Annotated in this window: 27 protein-coding genes and 1 tRNA gene; 14 read left to right on the forward strand and 14 right to left on the reverse strand. The window is 63.9% G+C overall.

Translation table 11 applies throughout. The features are described 5' to 3' along the window. Positions 1-38 precede the first annotated feature (38 nt). Positions 39-1,904 (forward strand): carbon starvation CstA family protein, encoded by a 1,866-nt coding sequence (locus BLT08_RS01800; protein WP_090303082.1) that lies wholly within the window; start codon positions 39-41, stop codon positions 1,902-1,904. A gap of 118 nt (positions 1,905-2,022) precedes the next feature. On the opposite strand, the gene BLT08_RS01805 is transcribed toward BLT08_RS01800, so the two are convergent. Beyond that, entirely contained in the window at positions 2,023-2,691 is a 669-nt protein-coding gene (locus BLT08_RS01805) for a DUF8052 family protein (protein ID WP_090303083.1), read from the reverse strand. A gap of 176 nt (positions 2,692-2,867) precedes the next feature. Between BLT08_RS01805 and BLT08_RS01810 the strand changes: the two genes are divergently transcribed. Next, the gene (locus BLT08_RS01810) at positions 2,868-3,092 is read left to right on the forward strand and encodes a DUF8007 family protein (protein ID WP_090303084.1); all 225 of its coding nucleotides are present in this window, start codon (positions 2,868-2,870) and stop codon (positions 3,090-3,092) included. Positions 3,093-3,216: 124 nt separating this feature from the next. Here BLT08_RS01810 and BLT08_RS01815 read toward each other — a convergent pair whose 3' ends face one another. Both BLT08_RS01815 and BLT08_RS01820 read right to left on the reverse strand, forming a co-directional pair. Beyond that, positions 3,217-4,416 (reverse strand): redox-regulated ATPase YchF, encoded by a 1,200-nt coding sequence (locus tag BLT08_RS01815; protein ID WP_090303085.1) that lies wholly within the window; start codon positions 4,414-4,416, stop codon positions 3,217-3,219. A 255-nt stretch (positions 4,417-4,671) separates the two neighbouring features. After that, positions 4,672-4,983: a hypothetical protein gene (locus BLT08_RS01820; protein WP_090303086.1), complete on the reverse strand. Its 312-nt coding sequence runs from the start codon at positions 4,981-4,983 to the stop codon at positions 4,672-4,674. 160 nt (positions 4,984-5,143) lie between these two features. On the opposite strand from BLT08_RS01820, the gene BLT08_RS01825 reads away from it, so the two are divergent. Together BLT08_RS01825 and BLT08_RS01830 are read left to right on the forward strand one after the other, a co-directional pair. Further along, positions 5,144-5,338, forward strand: a complete 195-nt coding sequence (locus BLT08_RS01825) for a cold-shock protein (RefSeq protein WP_006090124.1) — start codon at positions 5,144-5,146, stop codon at positions 5,336-5,338. A 198-nt stretch (positions 5,339-5,536) separates the two neighbouring features. Then, positions 5,537-6,406: a deoxyribonuclease IV gene (locus tag BLT08_RS01830; RefSeq protein ID WP_090303087.1), complete on the forward strand. Its 870-nt coding sequence runs from the start codon at positions 5,537-5,539 to the stop codon at positions 6,404-6,406. A gap of 46 nt (positions 6,407-6,452) precedes the next feature. On the opposite strand, the gene BLT08_RS01835 is transcribed toward BLT08_RS01830, so the two are convergent. Next, positions 6,453-7,271 (reverse strand): hypothetical protein, encoded by an 819-nt coding sequence (locus tag BLT08_RS01835; RefSeq protein ID WP_090303088.1) that lies wholly within the window; start codon positions 7,269-7,271, stop codon positions 6,453-6,455. Positions 7,272-7,277: 6 nt separating this feature from the next. Further along, the gene (locus tag BLT08_RS01840; RefSeq protein WP_090303089.1) at positions 7,278-7,724 is read right to left on the reverse strand and encodes a hypothetical protein; all 447 of its coding nucleotides are present in this window, start codon (positions 7,722-7,724) and stop codon (positions 7,278-7,280) included. 209 nt (positions 7,725-7,933) lie between these two features. Here BLT08_RS01840 and BLT08_RS01845 point away from each other — a divergent pair, with 209 nt between their 5' ends. Next, the gene (locus BLT08_RS01845) at positions 7,934-8,311 is read left to right on the forward strand and encodes a hypothetical protein (RefSeq protein WP_090303090.1); all 378 of its coding nucleotides are present in this window, start codon (positions 7,934-7,936) and stop codon (positions 8,309-8,311) included. Between the two features lie 71 nt (positions 8,312-8,382). Continuing rightward, positions 8,383-9,201: a class I SAM-dependent methyltransferase gene (locus tag BLT08_RS01850; RefSeq protein WP_090303091.1), complete on the forward strand. Its 819-nt coding sequence runs from the start codon at positions 8,383-8,385 to the stop codon at positions 9,199-9,201. Positions 9,202-9,221: 20 nt separating this feature from the next. On the opposite strand, the gene BLT08_RS01855 is transcribed toward BLT08_RS01850, so the two are convergent. Then, entirely contained in the window at positions 9,222-9,422 is a 201-nt protein-coding gene (locus BLT08_RS01855) for a hypothetical protein (protein ID WP_090303092.1), read from the reverse strand. Positions 9,423-9,573: 151 nt separating this feature from the next. Here BLT08_RS01855 and BLT08_RS01860 point away from each other — a divergent pair, with 151 nt between their 5' ends. Beyond that, a complete protein-coding gene (locus BLT08_RS01860) occupies positions 9,574-10,572 on the forward strand; it encodes an ABC transporter ATP-binding protein (protein WP_090303093.1) in 999 nt (332 codons plus the stop codon). Continuing rightward, complete coding sequence (locus tag BLT08_RS01865) at positions 10,565-11,359, forward strand: ABC transporter permease subunit (RefSeq protein ID WP_090303094.1); 795 nt, start codon at positions 10,565-10,567, stop codon at positions 11,357-11,359. The genes BLT08_RS01860 and BLT08_RS01865 overlap by 8 nt, the downstream gene beginning before the upstream one ends. Before the next feature lie 52 nt (positions 11,360-11,411). On the opposite strand, the gene BLT08_RS01870 is transcribed toward BLT08_RS01865, so the two are convergent. Together BLT08_RS01870 and BLT08_RS01875 are read right to left on the reverse strand one after the other, a co-directional pair. Then, positions 11,412-11,591 carry a hypothetical protein gene (locus tag BLT08_RS01870; RefSeq protein WP_090303095.1) on the reverse strand — a complete coding sequence of 60 codons (180 nt, stop codon included), beginning with the start codon at positions 11,589-11,591 and terminating at the stop codon, positions 11,412-11,414. 73 nt (positions 11,592-11,664) lie between these two features. Next, a complete protein-coding gene (locus BLT08_RS01875; protein WP_090303096.1) occupies positions 11,665-12,327 on the reverse strand; it encodes a DUF7095 family protein in 663 nt (220 codons plus the stop codon). A gap of 144 nt (positions 12,328-12,471) precedes the next feature. On the opposite strand from BLT08_RS01875, the gene BLT08_RS01880 reads away from it, so the two are divergent. The 3 genes from BLT08_RS01880 to ncsA all read left to right on the forward strand — a co-directional run bounded on the left by BLT08_RS01880 (position 12,472) and on the right by ncsA (position 14,837). Further along, positions 12,472-13,215, forward strand: a complete 744-nt coding sequence (locus BLT08_RS01880) for an alpha/beta fold hydrolase (RefSeq protein WP_090303097.1) — start codon at positions 12,472-12,474, stop codon at positions 13,213-13,215. A 65-nt stretch (positions 13,216-13,280) separates the two neighbouring features. Beyond that, positions 13,281-13,820 carry a hypothetical protein gene (locus tag BLT08_RS01885; RefSeq protein ID WP_090303098.1) on the forward strand — a complete coding sequence of 180 codons (540 nt, stop codon included), beginning with the start codon at positions 13,281-13,283 and terminating at the stop codon, positions 13,818-13,820. Positions 13,821-13,877: 57 nt separating this feature from the next. Then, complete coding sequence (gene ncsA, locus BLT08_RS01890) at positions 13,878-14,837, forward strand: tRNA 2-thiolation protein NcsA (RefSeq protein ID WP_090303099.1); 960 nt, start codon at positions 13,878-13,880, stop codon at positions 14,835-14,837. Positions 14,838-14,861: 24 nt separating this feature from the next. Here the strand turns inward: ncsA and BLT08_RS01895 are convergent, their stop codons facing one another. From BLT08_RS01895 to BLT08_RS01915, 5 genes are all read right to left on the reverse strand, one after another. Then, the gene (locus BLT08_RS01895) at positions 14,862-15,293 is read right to left on the reverse strand and encodes a hypothetical protein (protein WP_090303100.1); all 432 of its coding nucleotides are present in this window, start codon (positions 15,291-15,293) and stop codon (positions 14,862-14,864) included. Between the two features lie 99 nt (positions 15,294-15,392). Then, on the reverse strand, positions 15,393-16,178 hold the full coding sequence (locus BLT08_RS01900) for a nucleotidyltransferase family protein (RefSeq protein ID WP_090303101.1): 786 nt from the start codon (positions 16,176-16,178) through the stop codon (positions 15,393-15,395). A gap of 178 nt (positions 16,179-16,356) precedes the next feature. Beyond that, positions 16,357-17,532, reverse strand: a complete 1,176-nt coding sequence (ftsZ, locus tag BLT08_RS01905; protein WP_090303102.1) for a cell division protein FtsZ — start codon at positions 17,530-17,532, stop codon at positions 16,357-16,359. 2 nt (positions 17,533-17,534) lie between these two features. Beyond that, positions 17,535-17,714 (reverse strand): ribbon-helix-helix domain-containing protein, encoded by a 180-nt coding sequence (locus BLT08_RS01910; protein ID WP_006090142.1) that lies wholly within the window; start codon positions 17,712-17,714, stop codon positions 17,535-17,537. 196 nt (positions 17,715-17,910) lie between these two features. Beyond that, positions 17,911-18,573: a double zinc ribbon domain-containing protein gene (locus BLT08_RS01915; protein ID WP_090303103.1), complete on the reverse strand. Its 663-nt coding sequence runs from the start codon at positions 18,571-18,573 to the stop codon at positions 17,911-17,913. Between the two features lie 129 nt (positions 18,574-18,702). On the opposite strand from BLT08_RS01915, the gene BLT08_RS01920 reads away from it, so the two are divergent. Then, positions 18,703-18,776 (forward strand) — tRNA-Tyr (locus tag BLT08_RS01920). A 337-nt stretch (positions 18,777-19,113) separates the two neighbouring features. On the opposite strand, the gene BLT08_RS01925 is transcribed toward BLT08_RS01920, so the two are convergent. Then, entirely contained in the window at positions 19,114-19,278 is a 165-nt protein-coding gene (locus tag BLT08_RS01925; protein WP_342707624.1) for a hypothetical protein, read from the reverse strand. 205 nt (positions 19,279-19,483) lie between these two features. Between BLT08_RS01925 and BLT08_RS01930 the strand changes: the two genes are divergently transcribed. Together BLT08_RS01930 and BLT08_RS01935 are read left to right on the forward strand one after the other, a co-directional pair. Then, positions 19,484-19,870, forward strand: a complete 387-nt coding sequence (locus BLT08_RS01930; RefSeq protein WP_090303105.1) for a DUF5789 family protein — start codon at positions 19,484-19,486, stop codon at positions 19,868-19,870. A 172-nt stretch (positions 19,871-20,042) separates the two neighbouring features. Continuing rightward, complete coding sequence (locus BLT08_RS01935; RefSeq protein ID WP_090303106.1) at positions 20,043-20,654, forward strand: translation initiation factor IF-2 subunit beta; 612 nt, start codon at positions 20,043-20,045, stop codon at positions 20,652-20,654. Positions 20,655-20,662 lie beyond the last annotated feature (8 nt).

A 20,662-nucleotide genomic window follows, 5' to 3' on the forward strand; every position in this document is an offset into this window, starting at 1 on the left:
AATGCTCCCGTTCAACACACGGTTAGGGAGACAATACCATGGCAGGTGTAATCTGGATCGTGGCACTGGTGCTGACGACGTTTACCGTCGCGTACATCGGGTACGGACGGTACCTCTCACAGTTCGTGGGGTTAGACGACAGTCGGGAGACGCCAGCACACAAGTACCAGGACGGACAGGAGTACGTCCCGGCGAAGAAGCCGGTACTACTGGGGCATCACTATTCGAGTATCGCGGGCGGCGCACCCGTCGTCGGGCCGATCACGGCCGCACTGGTCTGGGGCTGGGTGCCGGCCGTGCTGTGGGTGGCGATCGGGAACCCGCTGATGGGCGCGGTTCACGACTTCATCTCGCTGTCGAGCAGCCTTCGACACGAGGGGAAGTCGATCGGCTACATCATCGGCGAGTACGTCGGTGAACGGGGCAAAAACATGCTCCTGTGGTTCGCGTTCTTGCTGACGATCCTCGTCGTGGCAGTGTTCGCACTCGTCATCGGGGTCGTGTTGAACGCCTACCCGTCGGCGGCGACCGCGAGCCTGCTGTACATTACGCTCGCGTTCATTTTCGGAATCTGGCTGTACCAGATGGGACTGCCGTTCTCGGTCGGGACGGTCGTCTTCGTCGCGGGCGTCTTCGCGTCGGTCTGGGTCGGCATCCAGTACCCGCTCGCGATCGTCCCCGGCGAGTATCCCGAGGGCACGATCGTTCTGCTCGAGTCGACGGCGTTCTTCCCGGAACTGCTCGACAGCGCGAACATCGGTGCGTGGGTGCTGATAATACTCGTATACGGGGCCGCTGCGAGCGTCCTACCGGTGTGGATGCTGTTGCAGCCGCGTGACTACCTCTCGTCGTTCCTCCTGTACACGGGGGTCGGCGGGAGCCTGCTGGCGGTCATCGTCGGCACGTTCATCACCGGGATGGGCAGCGACGCGGTCCACCCCGATACCGGTAATCAACTGAGCTTCGACATTGCGACCGGGGCTTGGTACGGCTTCCTCGGCGAAGGCGGACCACTCGCCGAGATGCTGCCGCTCATGCCGTTGTTCCCGCTTCTGTTCCTCACCATCGCGTGCGGGACCATCAGCGGTTTCCACTCGCTGGTGTCCTCGGGAACGACCTCGAAGCAACTGAACAAGGAGACCGACGCCAAACTGATCGGCTACGGCGGGATGCTCGCGGAAGGGCTGCTCGCGGCAGTCGCTCTCTGTGCAGTGACGATCGTCGCGATTCCCGCTGCGGACGGCGGGATCGGTCTCGCGCTGCCGAACTTCGCGACCGGCGGCGGGGCGATCCTCACCGCGCTCGGCATTCCGTTCGAGTACGCCGCGCCGTTCATGGCGCTCGTGCTCGCGAGCTTCCTGTTGACGAGCATGGACACGGCCGTTCGACTGGGCCGGTACATGCTAGAGGAGATCGTCGGCACGCCGGAGACGCCGGTCGAGGAGTACGCATCCAACCGCTACATCAACACGACGGCCATCGCTGTCGCGGCGTTCTTCTTGCTCGGCAGCGGCCGATGGGAGGACCTCTGGACGCTGTTCGGCGGTGCGAACCAGCTGCTGGCGTCGCTGGCGCTGCTCTCGGGCACCGTCTGGCTGGCCAACTGGAGCAAATCCAAGCAGCTGATCTCGACCGGCGGTCCGATGCTGTTGATGGGCTTCATCACGGTTATCGGCCTCAGCTGGGTCGGGATCTACCAGATCCTCGCGGGTCGACTGCTCGGTATCACCGCCGAGGCGGAGACGGGACTGATCGGGCAGGTGTCGGCGGTCGCCCAGCTCGTGATCATCGTCGTCCTCATCTACCTCGCGCTGTCGCTGTTCAAGATCGGTTACGACAACATGCAGACGGCTCGAGAGACCGGTGACGGCGTTGCAGCCGACGTGAGTACGGACGACGACTGATCGCAACTCGGCGTTGCGATTTCGACTGCAATTTTGCTTTTTTGGCTCGAGTAAGAGCGACTGCGACCGCTCGTCGCGCGGATTCGGAGCGAAAAGAGACTCGCCGTGTCGGTCGCGACTACAGCTGTAACCGTCGGGAGATCAGATCGAGAATGCCCGGCTCCTCGCGTTCGATCGAGTCCCAGAGGCGAAAGGCGGTCGCGACGTCGGCGTTCTCGCTCGCGGCGAGGGCCTCGCTCTCGGGGGAGACGACGGCCAGGTTGATCTCGTAGTGGCCGTGGTAGCCGTACTTCAGCAGCGTTCTCCCGTCGAATCCCGTGACGCGGTCGCGGATCTCGTCGGGGATCGAGGGAGCGACCGCGACGAAGGTAAAGTCCGTCGAGAAGTGTTCCTCGTCGGGATCGATCCAGTCGTCGGCAAGTCGCTCGCCGAGGTCGACGAATCGGTCGAGCGTCCGGTCGTCGACGCGGTCGACCCGCCTGACGAACAGGTGTTCGGTGGACTCGTGTTCGGCCAGCGACAGCGCGGGGTGGAGGAAGTGTTTCTTGCTCGAGAGCGCCATCTGGCCGTACAGCGTGAACGCCTCGCCCTCGACCGCGTAGTCCTTCTCGAGGTCGTAGTTGTGCATGAGTCGGTCGCTCACCCGGTCGACGTACTCGTCGTCCCAGTCGGGGACGCCCTCGAGCGTCTCGCTCGGAGACGGCTCGGCGTCCGCATCCGGGGTCGTGGCCTCGAGCGGCTCTCCGGCGGTCTCGCCGTCGTCGGGGTCGCGTGTGCGATCACTCATATCGGTCACCGAGTTGATCCTCCGGGGCGTGCCAGCCGAGCGGTGGCGACTCGGCGCGTGGCCGGTCCATGTGGGCTGATGGCACGACGACTCCAAAAGTCCGTCGGCACCGTTGTGCGGTTGGATGTTCGCCCGTGCCAGCACTTAAGCCTCAGTATCGCCAACACGGGACCACTATGGCCAAAAACCGCGAAGCGTGTGGCCGTTGCTCGATGTCGGTCGCCACCGAGGTCGCGAACGCGGACCGGTCCGCCGAGGAGCGGGCCGATCGAGATCCGTACGGCGAGCACCGGATCGAGGTCGACGAAGACCAGTTGCGAACGTTCTCGCCGGGCGCGTGGCTCTCGGGCGTCTCGAGCCGTCTCGACGACGCCGCCCAGCGCGTGATCTGGGGACGGTAGTCCGAACCGGCGAGACGCGACGGTGACTCGAGCGGCTAGCACTCGTGCAGGCGGCCGACGCTCGCCGAAGCGCTAGCGGCGGAAAAGACGCTTTTTCTCGTCGTCCGGATCTCTCTCGAGGGCCTCAGTTCGTCGTGATGACCTCGATCACGTCCCGCGACTCGACCTCGTAATTCTTGCCGAGTTGCCGGTTCGATCGGCAGTCGATGGCGTGGAGGAAGCCGTCGCCGATATCGGAGTGGAGGCTGTACGCGAAGTCCTCCGCGGTCGAGTTCGGCGGGATCAGATAACAGTCGGGCAGCACCTCGCCGCGTTCGTTTCCGAGGCCGTTCGCGCCGCCGGGGAACACCGGCGTCACTTCGAGGACGTCGAACAGCGCGGTCTCGATGGCCGCCTGCACGCCGCTCGCGCCGTACTCGGAGAGGAAGTCGCGGATCTGCTCTAACCCCTGTTCTTGCTCGTCCGAAATGTCACCGACGATATCGAAGTCCTCGTCTCCGGGTCGGTAGTCGACGACGCCGGCCTTGTCTGCCGACTTCAGGGCCTTCTCGGCGTGAGCGCTGCAGGGGACGATCGTCAGGTGCTCGTACTCCGGATCGCTCGTGATCTCCTCGTAGTTGTCCTGGGCTTCGGGCGTGTCCATCTTGTTCGCCGCGATGACCATCGGCTTGGTCTCCTTGCGGATCTCGCGGGCGAGTTCGAGTTTGTCGTCGTCCTCCCACTCCTCGGGGTCGAAGCCGACGTCCGTGCGCCGAATGAGTCGCTTGATCTCGTCTTCGTTGGTCTTGAACGCGCTCATCTGGACGGCGAGTTCCTCCTCGATGGCGTCGTCTTCGGTCGTGTAGCCGGAGGCGTAGCGGTCGATCCCCTTCTCGAGGACGCCGAGATACCACTGGTCGAGTTCCTCCTCTAAGAACGCGATGTCCTTGCGCGGGTCGTGGCCCTCGGTGGGTTCGCCCTCGAGGTCGGTCTCGCCGGAGAAGTCGACGACGTGGACGAGCACGTCGGTTTCGTTCAAGTCCGAGAGGAACTGGTTCCCGAGACCGTTGCCCTCGTGAGCGCCGGGGATCAGCCCGGCGACGTCGACGAGTTTCGTCGGGACGAAGCGGGTGCCGTGGTCGCAGTAGCCGACGTTCGGGGTGCACTCCTCGTCGAACTCGGGAGCCGCACACTCGACGCGGACGTAGGCCTCGCCCACGCTGGGGTCGATGGTCGTGAAGGGGTAGGCGCCTTCGGGGACGTCGTTCATCGTCGCCGCATTGAAGAAGGAGGACTTGCCGACGGAGGGTTTGCCGACGAGTCCGATCCGGTAACTCGTACTCATTGTCCGTCCCACGAGCGGGGTCACTAAACGGGTTTCCTTCCGCTCTCGCCGTGTGATGGGTGTGCGTAGCACGGAAATAGGTTGGTCGCGCATCGCTCGAGACCGTCGCTCCCCGGCGCCGCCGTCGCACTGTTTGGTACTCTCCGTACTGGCCCGTCCCCGGTATTCGCTCCGTACTGGCCCGTCTCCGGTATTCGCTCCGTACTGGCCCGTCCCCGGTACCCGGTCAGAGCCGTTTCCGTCTCCAGTGCACGGTTAGAGCCGTTCGCGCTCGTCCGCATCTCGGCTGCGCCACCAGTGGACCAACAGGAAGACGCCGGTGACGAAGAGTCCGAGACTGAGCAGGTCGATTGCTGTGGCCACGGCGCCACTGAAGGCGGTGACGACTTGGAGGAGACTCCACGCCAGCCACATGAGCGCGCCACCGCCGGCCAGAGATAGTTCTCGTCGGGTGATCCGCTCGCGGTCGTATCGGTACAGTGCGACGCCGATCGCAACGATCCAGGCCGCAACGAAGACAGCACCGAGCGCCGCACTCGAGAGTCCGAGTGTCTCGGGAATGCTCATTGGTCTCGATTCGAGAACGTATCGACACGTGTTGAAGATGTCGGTGACGATGAACGACTGAACTGGTGTCGTTTTCGCAACCTCCCTACCGGCGTCTCCCAATCGTGGTACCACGACCCTCGCAACCCTTATCCGGGGACCGTCCCTACGTTTGGTTGTAATGGCAAACGGTAAGGTTGATTTCTTCAACGACACAGGCGGCTACGGTTTCATTGAGACGGACGATGCGGACGATGACGTTTTCTTCCACATGGAAGACGTTGGCGGTCCGGACCTCGAGGAAGGCACAGAGATCGAATTCGATATCGAACAGGCCCCCAAGGGTCCGCGCGCGACCAACGTCGAGCGTCTATAATATCGGTTTCACGTCGCCTTCGGGCGACGCTGACTACTACTTCATTTTTCGCACCGCTACACTCAAGCCACTGGTGACTCCGGCGCTCGAGCCGTGCTCCGGTGGTCAGCGCCGGCTGCGAGAGACGGATGCGAGCGGCGTTCGTTCATCGACTCCGAAATCAGTATCCCTATCACGAATCGGTACTGACGGGAGTCCATGAAGGTCGGCGCACACGTTTCAATCTCCGGCTCGCGCGTCTCGTCCGACGACGAAACACCGCCGTACGACGACATGCGGAACGCGGTTCACCGACAGCTCGCCTTCGGTGGCAACTGCGGCCAGGTCTTTACGACCTCCCCGCAGGTCTGGGCCCAGCCCGAACTCAGCGACGAGGCCGCCGAGGGCTTTCGAGAAGAAACCGAGGAACAACTCGAGGGCCCGTGGGTGATCCACTCGTCGTACCTGGTCAACCTCTGTACCCCTAAAGACGACCTCCGCCGGAAGTCCAAGGAGAGCATGCAGGCTGAGCTCGACGCGGCCGAGCGCCTCGACATTCCGTACGTCAACGTCCACCTCGGCGCGCACACCGGCGCCGGCGTCGAGGGCGGCCTCGACAACGCGGCGAGCCTGATCGACGAACTCGACGTGCCAGCGGGCGTCGAGATTCTCATCGAGTCCGACGCGGGCAGCGGGACGAAACTCGGCGGCGAGTTCGACCACCTCGCGGGCATCATCGACCGCACCGAGACCGAGATCGGGATCTGTATCGACACCGCCCACACGCTGGTCGCGGGCAACGATCTGACGACGCCCGAAGCGGTCGACGAGACCGTGGGACGGTTCGACGACGAGGTCGGCCTCGAGTACCTCAAATACATCCACCTCAACGACTCGAAACACGACGTCGGCACCCACAAGGACGAACACGCCCTCATCGGCGAGGGCTACATCGGCGAGGACGGGATTCGAGCGATCGTGAACCATCCCGACCTTCGGGACCTGCCCTTTGCGCTCGAGACGCCGACGGAGGACGGGAAGGGGTTCGCCTGGAACATCGAGAAGGTGAAGGAACTCCGAGAGGCGTAGATCCTCGAGCGCGAGCGGGAAAAATCGGTATCGTTCCTCCGAGCGGCTAGTTCTCATTCGACGGAAGATTCGCGAGGTACGTGCCAGCGAACAGGGCTCCGATTAGCGGCGGGACGATCGTCCCGACGAGAATCGGCGTGGAGATCGTCACTCCTTCCCGAAGATCCACCGCCGTAATCGCCGTCAACGCCGGCGCGACGAGTGCGGCGAAGACGAGCAACACGCCCCCGCTCACGTACCCCCACGGCCGCTTCCGCCGGAGCCAGATCGCACTGATCACGAGCGCGGGAACGAGAACGCCGAGATCGATCACGTAGGTGTGTGCGGCTTCGGCCCCGAACTGTGCGATTCCGGACGGAAGATCGCCGGTCGCGAGGGCTGGCACGATGTCCGACAGCCACATCCCAGCGAGTCCGACCGCGGCGACCGCGAGAAACCCGGCGTAGGTGCGTTCCGATAGCCCGTTACTCACGGTGGCGGCGACCGCGGATGCATCCGTGCGTACGATCCCGGAGAGCAGCGTAAACACCGAGAGGGAAAACAGCGCGATATAGCCGAGGAAGAACTCGTTGTACGCGACGACGAACGCGTAATGGGTCCACATGTACGCCATGAACGCGAGCGATCCGAGCCAGACGATGCGGCCGCGCACCGACCCGCGGGTCGCGTACCAGAGGCCGACGCCGAGGACGGGAACGCCGACGACGGCGATGACGACGTCTTGTGCCTGTATCCGCAGGAGTTCGCCTCCGGACTCGACGTAATGACCGTCTCGAAACAGTCCGAGACCACTCGAGACGGTCGCGAGACCGAGAATTGCGGCCGACGCAGCGATCTCCCAGCGGGTTGGTGATGAGGCAGTCATCGCGGATCACGTTCGACCGAAATAGGTCCCGAAGAGCAGCGGAGCGACGAGCAACGAAAGCGGGACGACGATCCACACCTGCCCACCCAGCACGTCGTACTGTGCGACGGTCTCGCTCACCGGAATTCCCTCGAGATAGCCGACGAGGAACTCGAATCCGACCGTCAACAGGACCCAGATCATCCCGACGAGCAGCAGTTCCGTTCGTACGTAGTCGATCGTCGTGTACGCGAAGTAGCCGGCCGAAAGGGCGAGAATCGCGACGACCAAGAGAGCCGTACTGATCAGATGGCCGGAATACGCTCCGACCTGCGGAATGATCACCGTTTCCCTGAAGATCCCGTTGGCGACCGCGAGGGCGGCCATCGCTACCCAGAGCCCGAGCGGGTAGACGATGGCCGCTGGTCGAACGGATTGTCGCTGTGCGGCCGGCATCCGGCTCGGCGAACTCATGTTCTCCGCGACTACGCCGAGGCTCCTGAAAAATCGACGGGGGTCCGTCGTCGGCGCTGACGTATCGGATCGAATCGCGCGACTCGAGCGAGAGCGTTGCCGCTGCGGACGGCGAAGCGCGCAACCCGTAGCCGCTTGCGCTCGCGGTCGGTATCGCATCCGCGACTGTCAGGGGAAGCTATAGGATTCGCCGTCACTAACGGTCGGGTATGAGCTCTCCTGACAGGACGCCCACACTCGGTATTGGACTCGGAATCGCCCTCGTTGCCCTGGGTATCGGTTCCTACGTGCTTTCCGACTTCGCGAGCGTCACGGCGCTCATTCCGGCCGTTTTCGGCGTCGTCATCGCTCTGCTCGGCGTCGTCGGCCGGCAAACGGCTCGTCAACGGCTCGCCGTCTACGGCATCGGGGCGCTTGCGCTGCTCGGCGTGTTAGGGTCTGCCCGTGGGATCCCGGACGTGATCGCGCTGCTAACCGGTGGGTCGGTCGAGTCGACCGTCGCCGCCGTCGCACAGGGGTCGATGATCCTCATCGGACTCGTTCTGCTCGTCGCCGTGGCTCGAGACCTGTGGAGCGATTCTCGATAACTACTCTGCGGCAGCGTCGGCCAGAACCGCGAATCGACCCGTTTTTACTCGGTCCATTCGTACCCCGATCCGTGCGCGAGTTCTCCGAATCTTACCTCGAGCGGACCCGCGAGGGGATGTGGGACGACAGCCGCGAGGCCCTCGAGCCGCTCGCCCTCGAAACCCGCTCCCGAATCCTCGACGTCGGCTGTGGCACCGGCGAACTGAGCCGCGTGCTCCGGGAGGAGGCGGCAGACGACGCCACGGTGGTCGGCTGCGACGCCGACCTCGATCTGCTCGCGGCCGCAGCCGATCGAGAATCGGCTGGCGACTCGATCCCGGTCGTCGCCGGCGACGCCCTCAAGCTACCGTTTCCCGACGACACCTTCGACCTCGTGATCTGTCAGGCGCTGCTGATCAACCTCCCTGATCCCGCCGCCGCGCTCGAGGAGTTCGCCCGCGTCTCTACGGACCTCGTCGCGGCCGTCGAACCCGACAACGCCGCCGTCGAGATCGATTCGAGCGTCGAGAGCGAGGATCGACTCGAGCGCCGGGCCCGACGGGCCTACCTCGCGGGCGTCTCGACCGACGTCGCGCTCGGTGCCGACGCTCGTGAGGCGTTCGAACGAGCGGGCCTCGAAGTGTGCGAGACCCGGCGGTACGATCATGTCCGAACGGTTGAACCACCCTACAGCGAGGGGGCGCTGCTCGCGGCCCGGCGGAAGGCGATCGGGGCGGGGCTGGCCGACGACCGCGAGACGATGCTTTCGGGGGCGTTGACCGAGTCGGGGTACGACGACCTCCGAAGCGCGTGGCGAGAGATGGGCCGAGACGTGATCGAACAGATGGAGTCGCGGGAGTATCGCCGCGAGGAAGCGGTTCCCTTTTTCGTCGTCGTCGGCCGCGTGTAGCCCGACGACTCTAGTCGGTCTCAGTCGTGATCGTCTCCGGACCGGTAGCCGACGAGCGAGACGAGGACGCCGGCGAACCCGATCGTGACGAGCAGTACGCCGGTGACGATGTCGACGACCGAAAGCAGTGCGAGCACCGACCCCGTCATCACGAGGGCGAGATTGGCGATCATCGCAGTACGCGGCGAACGGATCCGGTCGGCGAGTGACGGCGCGCTCATACCGCCGTCACTGGACGCGACGGATATAGCCGTTCTCCTCGAGGCTCGACGCTGCCGGGAGAGATGTCCGGCCCTCGGTTCGGATCGAGCCGACAGATTTTCGCGGACAGTGTCGTCGGGTTACATGTACTCCGGCGACTAACAACGCATCATGGCCGCGATCGAACTCGAGGGACTCACGAAGGACTACGGGGAGGTGCTCGCCAACGACGACGTGACGTTTACCGTCGAGCGTGGCGAGATCTTCGGCTATCTCGGCCCCAACGGGGCCGGGAAGACGACGACGATTCGGACGGTGCTCGGCCTCCTGTCGCCGACCGACGGCTCGGCCCGGCTGCTCGGCCACGACGTCACCAACGAGGGCGAACTCATCGAGGCCAAACGTCGCCTCGGGTATCTCCCCGACAGTCCCGCGTTCGACGAGACCGCGACGGGCCGGGAGATCCTCGAGTTACACGCCTCGATCAAAGGCGACGAGCGCAGCGACGAACTGCTCGAACTGTTCGATCCGCCGCTCGATCGCCCGGTTCGGGACTATTCCCACGGCAACGTCCGAAAGCTCGGCCTCGTGACGACGTTCATGCACGAACCGGAGCTGGTGATTTTGGACGAGCCGACGGGCGGGCTCGACCCGCTGATGCAACACCGGTTCGCCGAGTTCCTCCGCGACGAGCGAGAACGGGGTGTAACGGTGTTTTTCTCCTCGCACATTCTCGGCGAGGTGCGCCGGCTCTGCGACCGGGTTGGAATCATCCGCAACGGTCGGCTCGTCACGGTCGAACCCGTCGAATCCCTGCTCGACCGCAGCGGGAAGGTGGTCCGGCTGCGCGCCGCCGATCCGATTCCATACGACGCACTCGAGATCGACGGCGTCCACGACCTCGAGGCGACGCTCGACCGCGGTGCGGACTCGGAGGATTCCGCTCGTGACGATTCGAAATCGGCGTTTACGGAGTGTACGTTCACGTTCACCGGCGACGTCAACGCGTTGCTCGAACGCCTGCGAGAGTACACCTTACTCGACCTGTCAATCGAGGAAGCGCCGCTCGAGGACGTCTTCATGCGATTTTACGGCGGTGAGGTGGACGGGGAAGAGAGCACCGCGGCCGGTCGCCAGGGGACCCCCACGGAGGTGACCGACGATGTTTGAACTCACCCGCTACGACGGTCGCCACCGCCTGAAGGGAAGCGTCTACCTCTCGATCGCGATGTCGCTGCTGGCGGTCATCGTGATCTGGATCTACCCCTCGTTCAGCGGCTCCTTCGAGGACGTCGACGAGGAGTTCCTGCAAGCCTACCCCGACCAGATAATCCAGATGTTCAACATTCAGACGATGGCCTCGCTCGAGGGCTTCCTCGCGTTCGAGCTCTACGTCTTCGGCTGGATCATCCTGCTCGGGCTCTATCTGGCCTACCTCGCGGCCGGAACGATCGCCGGCGACGTCGAGCGCGGCCGGATGGATATCCTGCTCTCGATGCCGATTTCCCGGGCTCGTACCGTCGGCGAGAAGTTCGCCTCGCTCGGCGTACCGATCGTCGTCGTCAACGTCATCACGCCGGTCGTCGTCTACGTGACCGCGCTCCTGGTCGGCGAACCGCTCTCGGCCGCGGATCTAGCGGCCGTCCACCTCCTCTCGATCCCGTACCTCTTCGCCTGCGCCGGCATCGGGCTGCTCGCCTCCGTCGTCGGCGACCGGACGAGCATCGCCCAGCGGATCGCCCTCGGCGTCACGTTCGGGCTGTTCATGCTCGAGTCGCTGCTCTCGGGGACCGATTACGAGGCGATCGGGGCGATCGCGCCGATGCGGTACTTCGATCCGAACGAGATCCTGCTCGAGAGTACCTACGACCTCGTCGGTGCCGGCGTCCTGATCGCGATGACCGTCGCGTGCGTCGTGGTCAGTCAGCTCTGGTTCAGGCGGCGCGATATCCAATAACGGATTCTGCGTTGCAATCGCCGCTAACGCAGTCGAGCGACGAAAACGCGAGCTACGGCTCGTCCCGCCGGTGTTCGTCGTCGAGTTCTCCGAGTCGCTCGAGTTCCCGTTCCGCCTCCGGAGAGCGTCGGTGCTGGGGGGATGTGGTCGCCTCGCCGGAGCCCTCGATGCGCTCCTCGGGGTCTTCGACGGCGATCCACTCGCGCAGTCGGACGATCGCTCTCCGAATCATGCTGACACTTTCGTGTGATCGAGTAAAAGTGTAAGCCACGGAACGTGCGTTCGCAGGCCGGTTCCGGCCTTGATCAGACGACGTCGCCCCGCACCGTCACGCCCTCTTGCTCCTCGCGCCAGGCGTGGAGTTCCCGGGCCGCGTCCGCGGCGGCCTCCTCGTCCATCCCGAGCATCTCGAGGGCGGCAGAGAGCGTCGGCAGCGCGAGTTCGCTCTCGCGGAGCTTTCGGAACGCCTCGTCGCTGCGGGTGCCCTCGGCCCAGAGACAGACCCCGCGGGGGTCGAGCAACTGGGTGTAATCCTCGCGCATCGTCGCGCCGCGGAGCCGCTGTGTGACGTTGTCCTCGAAAGGGGCGTTACAGACCTCGAGGTGAATCGGCTCCTCGTCGCTGGTGTCGCCCAGCAGGTGGGCGGCGAGACACTTCTCGGGCGCGGCGTGACCGTTCGCGTTCGCCCGGAGGTACTCCGGATGGTCGGCGGCCCAGTCGGCGCGGACGGACTTACCGACGCCGTCGACGGCGAACGTCGCGTCCGGATCGCCGCCGTCGGCGCTGTCGTCGCGCATCAGGATGTCCTTCGTCAGGTAAACGTCGAGCCGTTCGACGGGATCGAGTCCGAGCGCGACGTCGCCGAAGGCCCAGACCTCTCGCACCGGGACGGGCATGCGTTCTTCCTCGACGGTGTCGACGAGTCGCTCGAGACGGTCGACCGCGTCGCGGCGGTCAAATCCACTCATTACTCGACCTGGGGACTCGAGTCGCAAAACGGTTTCTTCGGCGGCTCCCGCGCGGTCGATCCACCGTCGCCGCCGATCGTGTCCGTCCGTCCCACACGTGTCAAGAGAGCACCTTTTTTATCAGTTCCCGGCGAACACGAGGGTATGAGACACCGCATCTTCAACGAGGACGGCGACGAAGAGCTCGTCTTCGTCATGGGCTGGGGCAACCGCTGGACCCACGAGAACGTCAGCTGGCTCATCGGCACGCTGACCGAGGCCGACTACCGGGTGCACGCGTTCGAACTCCCCACCAACATCGACGACTTCAAAGCCGACTGGCTCGAGCCGATCGCCGAGTACGTCGTCGAGTTCGACGAGCCGTACCAGCTGCTGGGCCACAGCGCGGGCGCGCTCGTCGGACAGGCGCTCGACGGTGCGGAGAACCACGTCTACCTGAGCCCGTGGTGGGGGTACGGTGCGGACTACCCGGAGCTGCTGCTGGAGGCTGCCTCGAAACTGCCGACGACGCTCCCGTGTCTCCCGGCCGGCGAGATGGGCCGCGAGGCCCTCGGCGAACTGGCGACCGACCACCAGATCGCGACGACGCCGGACTGGGTGTCGCCCGCGTTCGTCCGGGAGACCCGTCGCGCACAGGACGACCTGCTGACGATCGACCACGACGCGGTCGTCTTCTGCTCGCTGCGCGATCCCGTCGTCAGCCTCCGTCCGATCGGCGAGCGCGTTCCCGCCGAACACGTCGTGCTCTACGACGGCGGCCACGAACTGTTCTCCTCCGCGAGCCGCGACCGTCACGTGGAGACGCTGCTCGCCGCCCTCGAGGACGGCGCCGACGCCGTCGAAGACGACGAGGACGAAGCGGACGAAGAAGAGCCGGTTCCGGCCTGAGACACGCGGTTCGGTGCTGTACGTACGGTGATTCGCTGTCGATTAGAACCCATCCACAAAATTTCATGACGTCGAAGCCAACGGACGAGAGCGCGACGAGCAGTGCCGTCGAATCGGTCACCGACCTCGAGAGCCTCCGCGACCGCCCCGGCGTTCAGTTTCACGAGGAGACGGAACGCGTCGACAGCGAACTGTTCGAAACGCTCGAGACCCTGGACGATATGGCCGTCGTCGGCGTTACGAACGGCGATGGCGACGTTTTGCTGATGCGCGTCACCGAGGAGTGTGCGTTGAAGCTTCCGACAGCCGAGGTCGGTCCCGATGAGGACTACGCTGCGGCCGCGCGGAACTGGGTCGAGTCGCAAGCGGGCCTCGAGATCACGCTCGATTCACTGGAAGGTGTGTGGTGTCACGAAGGGCGACTCGAAGGCACTGATCGGACGACGACGCGAGCCTTTGTCGTCTTCGGGGCCACGCCCGAAGTCGACGAGGACGGTACCGACGGTACGACGGACAAACGCACCGAAGCGTACACCGTCGGCTGGTACGCGGAGCTACCGACCGACGCAGCCGTGGCTCCGGGGACTCGACGCTTCTTCGACTGACGGGGACACTTCGCGCAGACGAAACCGTGATGGGGACAGCCCGTCAACGGACCGCTAATGGACTGTAACCGGTGTGACGAGGAGGCGATCATGCACGCCGCCTACTCCGGGGCACACCTCTGTACGGATCACTTTCGGGAGTCGGTCGAAAAGCGGGTCCGCCGCCGGGTCCGACGTGACGACCTCGTTCCCCACGGCGTGACGCCCGAGGACCCGCTGACGTGGGTGATCGGCCTCTCCGGGGGGAAAGACAGCGTCGTCCTCACCGAAATCCTCCACGAGACGTTCGCCGAGGACCCCCGCATCGAACTCGTCGGCCTGACGATCCACGAGGGGATCGAGGGCTACCGGGACAAGAGCCTCGAGGCCTGCGTCGAACTGACCGACGACCTCGGGATCCGCCACGAGGTCGTCAGCTACGAGGAGGAGTTCGGCGTTCGGATGGACGACGTCGTCGAGGACGACCCCGAGAACATGGCCGCCTGCGCGTACTGCGGAGTTTTCCGCCGAGATCTGCTGTCGAACTACGCCGACGAACTCGAGGCCGACCTCCTACTGACGGGCCACAATCTCGACGACGAGGCCCAGACGGCGATGATGAACTTCCTCGAGGGCGACGTCGAACAGATGGCGAAACACTTCGACGCCAGCCTCGGCCCGCTCTCCGAGCGCGACGAACAGGACGAGTTCGTCCCGCGAGCGAAACCCCTGCGCGACGTCCCGGAGAAGGAAGTCGCCCTCTACGCTCACGTCAACGACCTCCCGGCCCACATCACTGAGTGTCCCCACTCGAGCGAGGCCTACCGCGGCGAGATCCAGCAGTTGCTCTACGGGTTAGAGGAGAATCATCCCGGCACCCGCCACTCGATTCTTTCGGGCTACGAGGAGTTGGCCAGCATCATGTCCGGCGAGTTCAGCGGCGACGACGGGGCCAACCTGCAGGACTGTGCTGAGTGTGGCTCGACGACGACCCGCGAGGTCTGTCGGAAGTGCTCGCTGCTCGAGTCACTCGTCTGATTCGGAACTGCGATTCGGCGACTGTCACAACTCGCCGTCGCAGTGTGTACACGTCGTTCGATCCGGATCGTTCGGCGCGCCGCAGTCGGGACAGTTCTTCGTGCGACCGGCCGCTCCAGCAGCAGCGGTGTCGGTTCCGCGATCGGATTCCGTCGCGGACTCGAGCGGCGCGCCGCAGTCCGGACAGTATCGAACCTCCCACTGGTCGTCGTCCTCCTGCTCGCCGAAAGCATCAGTGGCGACCGCTTCGCCACAGTGTCGGCAGTAGTTCGGGCGCGCGGAGCCCGAGTCGGAGTCGCTCTCCTTAGTCTGGTTTCGATACACCTGTACGGCACCGATCGCGAGCAACGGCACGAAAACGACGAGTCCGATCGGCCCCATTGCGAGAATCGTCACGAATAGGAGGTAGCCGCCGACGAGGAGACCGAGGACTTGCAGGGCGACGTGGAGAGACATATTGAACGTTATTTACTGCTCCTGATTAAACACTTCTGTACGAACAGGTTCTTCAGCGTCGTCCTCCAGCTATCGGTCAGTCGCTTCCGCTCGCGGCCGCTACCCCGTCGAACCGTCTCGTTCGAGATACTGACGCGCTCGCTCTACGTCCGCCGGCGTGTTAACGTTCAAGTGCCAGCCCTCGAGGTCGACGCCGACGTACCGGCTGCCGTCGGCGACCAGCGATTCGAGGGCGTCCGCGAGTTCGTACTCGCCGCTGTCAGCTCGGTCGACCGCGCGACACGCCTCGAACAGCGCTCGAGCGTCGTGGGTCTGGACGCCACCGGCGATATACCCTGATTCGGGTTCGCTCGTCGAGGACTCGAGTGACCGAACCGTTCCGTCGTCGTCGAGCACGCAGCGAGCCGTCGTCTCGGCTTCGTTTCTTGCAACGCGATCGAGCAAGAGCGTTCCGTCGACGCCGGATTCGCGATGGCGCTCGACCAGTCTCGAGAGGTCGCAGTCGCTCTCGAACACGTTGTCGCCGTTGATCGTCATAACGTCGGTCGGGACCGATTCGGTTCCGATCTCGTCGATCTCTTCGGGAGCAGCAATACCGTATCCGTCCTCGAAGGCCACACAGACCGCGTGGGCGAGCCCCTCCCGATCGTCCTGAACGGCGTACCTGATCGGGACGCCGTCGATCGCGGTGCCGACGGCGTCGATCACGTCACCGGCCCGATAGCCGACGACGATGACGATTTCATCGACTCCCGCATCGACGACCGAACGCAGCGTCCGAACGAGCAGCGGTTCGCCCGCGATCTCGAGAAGCGGTTTCGGCGTTCGGTCCGTATACGGTCGTAAACGGGTTCCTCGGCCGGCGGCGAAGACGAGTGCGTGCATCGCTGATCGTAGCGAAGACTCACGCGGTACCGACTGTTGTCACTATCGGAGTTCGGTTCTCGTAGAATCCGCAAACGGCGGGACCGGCCGCCGACCGGCACGCAGGTGGTGTGTCAGTTGGTGTGTCGCGTACCGTCGGTCGTCTGCCGTAACTGCAGTGGTGTGTCAGTCGTGCCGATTACCGGATGACGTCGACGCCGTTCTGTTTGTCGAGTTCTTCGCGACCGCCGTCGCTGTGAGCGTTGAACCCGTTGTCGACGTTCTTGCTCGCGTCGAAGTCGGTGTTTTTGACGCCTTCAATGCTCTGTCGCGATTTGTCGGCCTGCTTCTGCGTCGTCGGGCCGAGCACCTGGGCGCTCTGAACGCCGGTCATGATCGCCATGACGCGGACTTTGCCCTTGTAGTTCTCCTGGATCCGGGCGCCCCAGATCACGTTCGCCGAGGCCTCGAGGCGCTCGGTGATGTTGTCTGCGATTCCTTCGGCCTCTTTGAGGGTGAGGTCGGGACCGCCGGTGATGTGGACGAGGCCACCCGACGCGCCGCGGTAGTCGACGTCCAGCAGCGGGTGGTTCATCGCGTCCTTGACGACCTCGTCGGTCTTGTTCTTGTCCTGGGTCTCACCGACCAGCATGACGGCGACGCCACCCTGGTTCATGATGGTGGACATGTCCGCGTAGTCCAGGTTGATCAACGAGGGTTGGGTGATCGTCTCCGAGATTCCCTTGACGGTCTCGGCGATGATCTGGTCCATCACCGAGAACGCCTTGCCGATCGGGAGGTTCGGGACGTAATCGAGCAGCCGGTTGTTGTCGAGGACGATGATCGAGTCGGCCTGGTCTCGTAGCTTCTCGAGACCCTCTTCGGCCTTGACCGTGCGGGCGCGCTCGACGTTGAACGGCGTCGAGACCATCCCGACGACGATCGCACCCTGCTCTTTGGCGATTTCGGAGACGACGGGGGCGGCACCGGTACCGGTCCCGCCACCCATGCCTGCGGTCACGAACACGAGGTCTGCATCCCCGAGGACCTCTTTGACCGTGCCCTGGGCCATCTCGGTCGCGCGTTCGCCCATCGAGGGATCGCCGCCGGCGCCGAGCCCGTTCGTGAGCGACTTGCCGACGAGGATCTTCGTGTCGGCCTCGATCATCTTGAGGTGCTGTTTGTCCGTGTTGATCGCGACGGTGTCAGCACCGTCGACGCCGATGTTGTACAGCCGGTTGATGGTGTTGTTACCGGCACCGCCACAGCCGACGATGACGATCCGCGGATCGCCGAACTCGTCGTCGTCCATGTCTTCCATCTCCCGGGACTCCTGTTCGGCGTTTTCGAGGGCGTCTTGTACGATATCCTGCATCGTTACACCTTAGCCCAGTTGCGTTTGCCGGTCTGTTCGCTCGGTGCGTCCTGTTGTTCGTTGATCATCTCTCGGACAGCCGACCGGATCGCCTCGCTCCGGTTCGGGAACTCGCCCGAGTCGACCAGCTGCTCTACCTCATCGATCTGCTGTTTCGGAATTCGCAGTGTCACACGCTCCATTGTTGTATTCCCTTTGGGGTAAGACGGCGCGCGCCCCTGTCAGACGCGGCGTGTCTTACACGGATTCGCCCGACATCGGGCGTTTTTCGGCGTTCGCCGACCGTTGTAAGACGACCGTCTTACGCGAATAAGTGAAATACTGGCATAGACAATAAAGCTTTCGTCGGACACGACTTTCTGTGTCTTACACCGGTCCTTAAGTATGACTGTCACGGCCGAGAACGTCAGCGGCCGGCGTCCGACGTCCACAGCCCGGGCAGAAGGCCCAGTCCGACCGAATTTCGTCACCGCAGTCGCAGAACAGTCGTCGCGAGGTTTTCTCGCCGCAGTTCGGACAGTAAACGTGGTCGTCGTCGACGTGTTCCCCACACTGGTCACACTGACTGGCTGGCTCGTCCTCGAGCGACTCCGGCTCGACGGCGTCCTCACGGGCGGGCCGTTCGGCTCCGTCGCTGTGACTGGCGTGGCCGTCTCCGCGTGCGTGCGTATCAGTCTGAACCCGCTGGTCGTCTCGAGCCGACCGCTCCGGAACCCGCCGGTCGTCCTCGAGTGAGACACTGATCGTGACGTCACCCGTACTTCGTCCGCGCGTACGGAACTCCTGCTGTCGACTCTCGTCGAGTCCGTACTCGTGGAGCCGATCGGCGAGCAGTTCGTCGACACGCGTTCGGATCAGGTCGTCGATGGCGCCGGTCGACTCCGGCTCGCTAATCGACGCGCGTTCCGCCCCTCGGTCGGCCCCCGTGGGGCCGTCGAGGTACGCTCGAAGCGCCTCACGCATCGCTTCGCTCTTCGATACGTCGAGGCGCTCGAGTTGCTCGACGAGGTCATCGTCGGCGCGGAACGTGATCTTGCTCATGTCCGAGATACACCTGTTATTGTGACTCTAGCTATATCAATCATTCTACCGTATGCCACACGTCACACGCCTCCCGTCACCGAGAATAACAACCCTTATGTTATCCAGAGCGGCTACGTTGAAATGCAACCGCCCTTAGCTCAGACTGGTAGAGCAGTCGACTGTAGATCGACTTGCCCCCCGTTCAAATCGGGGAGGGCGGACTTTTACTGCGAACAACGTGAGCAGTCAAACGTCCAACCGAGCCGATTCGAACACGTCGGTCACAGCCCGTGCGCGCAGCGAAGCGAGCACACCGGACCGTCTGACAGCTGTTCAAATCGGGGAGAACCAAATTCTCCGAAAATCTGCCCTATGTGATCCGTGCTTGCAAGTCGCCGCCCCGAAACGGCGCGTAGCGCTGCACCGTTGGAATGACTTCCGACTGTTCGAACGGGCGAGAAACAGCGTTCGAACAGCCGTTAGAGCGACTGATCCTCGAGCCACATCGCTGTGAGACACTCGTCTTACAGACCGCGCTGCCGGCTCATCGACACCGGATCACTCGTCGGTCACGTCGCCCTCGAGGTCGATATCCGAGACCGATTCGTCGACGGGTGTAAACTCCAGGCTCCCGCACTGACAGCCGTCACGTCTGCCGATGGGGCGGTAATCGTCCTCGCTGATCTCGAGAGCGGCATAGAGGGCACCGCATTCTTCACACATAGCGATACTCCGTCGGTTCTCGTCGCCGTCGGCCATAGCGTGGTGCCGAGTATCGAGAGCCCACTCAAGAGTGTAATCGGAGGACACAAGCGACAACACCGCCGTTACGACTGTCGTGACAACAGCCGTACGGGCCTCGCGTGGGTGTTCGAACACAGGCGATCGCTGGCCGGTCGCTTTTTTGTCGGCCGGAGATACCACGGGTATGAGCAACGAGGGTCCGAGCCGCGACCGCGCACAGGATCGCGCTGAGCAGCGCAAGTCCGAGCGGGCCGACGAGACCGAGTCGATCCTCGACGACGTCGAGCGCCATCTCGGCGACCTCGAGTATCCGACTACGAGCGAGGAGATCGCCGCGGAGTACGGAAACGAGCCGATCGACATGCCCAACGAGACGGAGTCGCTGGGGAGCGTTTTCGATCGGCTGGCGGGCGAGCAGTACGACACTCCCGAAGAAGTCCGCGAGGCGGTCTACGGCGAGATTACCGGCCAGGCGGGGAGTCCGAACGAGGCCAACACCGAGCGAGATCTCACCGGGCTGGACGCAGAGAGCCAGGGATCGATCAGCGAGAGCGGCGGCGACTCGCTCTGACCGGGTGAGCTATAGTAGCACTGCAAGTCAGTGCACACCTGATCGCCAGATGGTTCGGCGATCAGTATGTAAATCGTTGCAGTTGTTACTATACAGGGGCTCGAGCGACGCTACGCCCGCCCCCGATCGTGATAGCAGAACCGATTTACGTCAGCGTCGTCTGTTCTCGAGTATGGATTACGAAGCGAGTCTCGACCGAGCAATGGACGATGTTCCGGACATCGGCGGCGACGAGGAACGACTGCAGATTCCGGACGCCCAGACCCAGAAGGACGGTGCATTTACGCGGTTTACGAACCTCGGCGACATTGCCGACGTCCTCTCCCGCGAAGCCGAGCATCTTCACCGATTTATCCAGCGAGAGATGGGGACCAGCGGCAAGTTCGAGGAGGGCCGCGGCCGGTACAACGGGACGTTCTCCGAGCAGGACTTCAACGTCGCCGTCGAGGCCTACGTCGACGAGTACGTGCTCTGTTCGGAGTGTGGTCTGCCGGACACCCGTCTCGTCCGCGAGGACCGCACGCCGATGTTGCGCTGTGACGCCTGCGGTGCGTTCCGTCCCGTCACCAAGCGCTCGACGAGCAGCCAGCAACAGCAGCAGGCCGACGCCGTCGAGGAGGGGAAGACCTACACCGTCGAGATCACCGGCACCGGCCGCAAGGGCGACGGTGTCGCCGAGAAAGGCAAGTACACCATCTTCGTCCCCGGCGCCGAAGAGGGCGATGTCGTCGAAATCTACATCAAGAACATCTCCGGCAACCTCGCGTTCTCCCGACTGGCCTGATCGGTCGG

Origin of the sequence: Natronorubrum texcoconense (assembly GCF_900100335.1) — an archaeon.
GTDB classification, from domain to species: Archaea; Halobacteriota; Halobacteria; order Halobacteriales; family Natrialbaceae; genus Natronorubrum; species Natronorubrum texcoconense.

Coding starts and splice junctions, on each gene's coding strand:
- BLT08_RS01800 (WP_090303082.1), top strand. CDS start 39: ATGGCAGGTGTAATCTGGATCGTGGCACTGGTGCTGACGACGTTTACC.
- BLT08_RS01805 (WP_090303083.1), bottom strand. CDS start 2,691: ATGAGTGATCGCACACGCGACCCCGACGACGGCGAGACCGCCGGAGAG.
- BLT08_RS01810 (WP_090303084.1), top strand. CDS start 2,868: ATGGCCAAAAACCGCGAAGCGTGTGGCCGTTGCTCGATGTCGGTCGCC.
- BLT08_RS01815 (WP_090303085.1), bottom strand. CDS start 4,416: ATGAGTACGAGTTACCGGATCGGACTCGTCGGCAAACCCTCCGTCGGC.
- BLT08_RS01820 (WP_090303086.1), bottom strand. CDS start 4,983: ATGAGCATTCCCGAGACACTCGGACTCTCGAGTGCGGCGCTCGGTGCT.
- BLT08_RS01825 (WP_006090124.1), top strand. CDS start 5,144: ATGGCAAACGGTAAGGTTGATTTCTTCAACGACACAGGCGGCTACGGT.
- BLT08_RS01830 (WP_090303087.1), top strand. CDS start 5,537: ATGAAGGTCGGCGCACACGTTTCAATCTCCGGCTCGCGCGTCTCGTCC.
- BLT08_RS01835 (WP_090303088.1), bottom strand. CDS start 7,271: ATGACTGCCTCATCACCAACCCGCTGGGAGATCGCTGCGTCGGCCGCA.
- BLT08_RS01840 (WP_090303089.1), bottom strand. CDS start 7,724: ATGAGTTCGCCGAGCCGGATGCCGGCCGCACAGCGACAATCCGTTCGA.
- BLT08_RS01845 (WP_090303090.1), top strand. CDS start 7,934: ATGAGCTCTCCTGACAGGACGCCCACACTCGGTATTGGACTCGGAATC.
- BLT08_RS01855 (WP_090303092.1), bottom strand. CDS start 9,422: ATGAGCGCGCCGTCACTCGCCGACCGGATCCGTTCGCCGCGTACTGCG.
- BLT08_RS01860 (WP_090303093.1), top strand. CDS start 9,574: ATGGCCGCGATCGAACTCGAGGGACTCACGAAGGACTACGGGGAGGTG.
- BLT08_RS01865 (WP_090303094.1), top strand. CDS start 10,565: ATGTTTGAACTCACCCGCTACGACGGTCGCCACCGCCTGAAGGGAAGC.
- BLT08_RS01870 (WP_090303095.1), bottom strand. CDS start 11,591: ATGATTCGGAGAGCGATCGTCCGACTGCGCGAGTGGATCGCCGTCGAA.
- BLT08_RS01875 (WP_090303096.1), bottom strand. CDS start 12,327: ATGAGTGGATTTGACCGCCGCGACGCGGTCGACCGTCTCGAGCGACTC.
- BLT08_RS01880 (WP_090303097.1), top strand. CDS start 12,472: ATGAGACACCGCATCTTCAACGAGGACGGCGACGAAGAGCTCGTCTTC.
- BLT08_RS01885 (WP_090303098.1), top strand. CDS start 13,281: ATGACGTCGAAGCCAACGGACGAGAGCGCGACGAGCAGTGCCGTCGAA.
- ncsA (WP_090303099.1), top strand. CDS start 13,878: ATGGACTGTAACCGGTGTGACGAGGAGGCGATCATGCACGCCGCCTAC.
- BLT08_RS01895 (WP_090303100.1), bottom strand. CDS start 15,293: ATGTCTCTCCACGTCGCCCTGCAAGTCCTCGGTCTCCTCGTCGGCGGC.
- BLT08_RS01900 (WP_090303101.1), bottom strand. CDS start 16,178: ATGCACGCACTCGTCTTCGCCGCCGGCCGAGGAACCCGTTTACGACCG.
- ftsZ (WP_090303102.1), bottom strand. CDS start 17,532: ATGCAGGATATCGTACAAGACGCCCTCGAAAACGCCGAACAGGAGTCC.
- BLT08_RS01910 (WP_006090142.1), bottom strand. CDS start 17,714: ATGGAGCGTGTGACACTGCGAATTCCGAAACAGCAGATCGATGAGGTA.
- BLT08_RS01915 (WP_090303103.1), bottom strand. CDS start 18,573: ATGAGCAAGATCACGTTCCGCGCCGACGATGACCTCGTCGAGCAACTC.
- BLT08_RS01925 (WP_342707624.1), bottom strand. CDS start 19,278: ATGTGTGAAGAATGCGGTGCCCTCTATGCCGCTCTCGAGATCAGCGAG.
- BLT08_RS01930 (WP_090303105.1), top strand. CDS start 19,484: ATGAGCAACGAGGGTCCGAGCCGCGACCGCGCACAGGATCGCGCTGAG.
- BLT08_RS01935 (WP_090303106.1), top strand. CDS start 20,043: ATGGATTACGAAGCGAGTCTCGACCGAGCAATGGACGATGTTCCGGAC.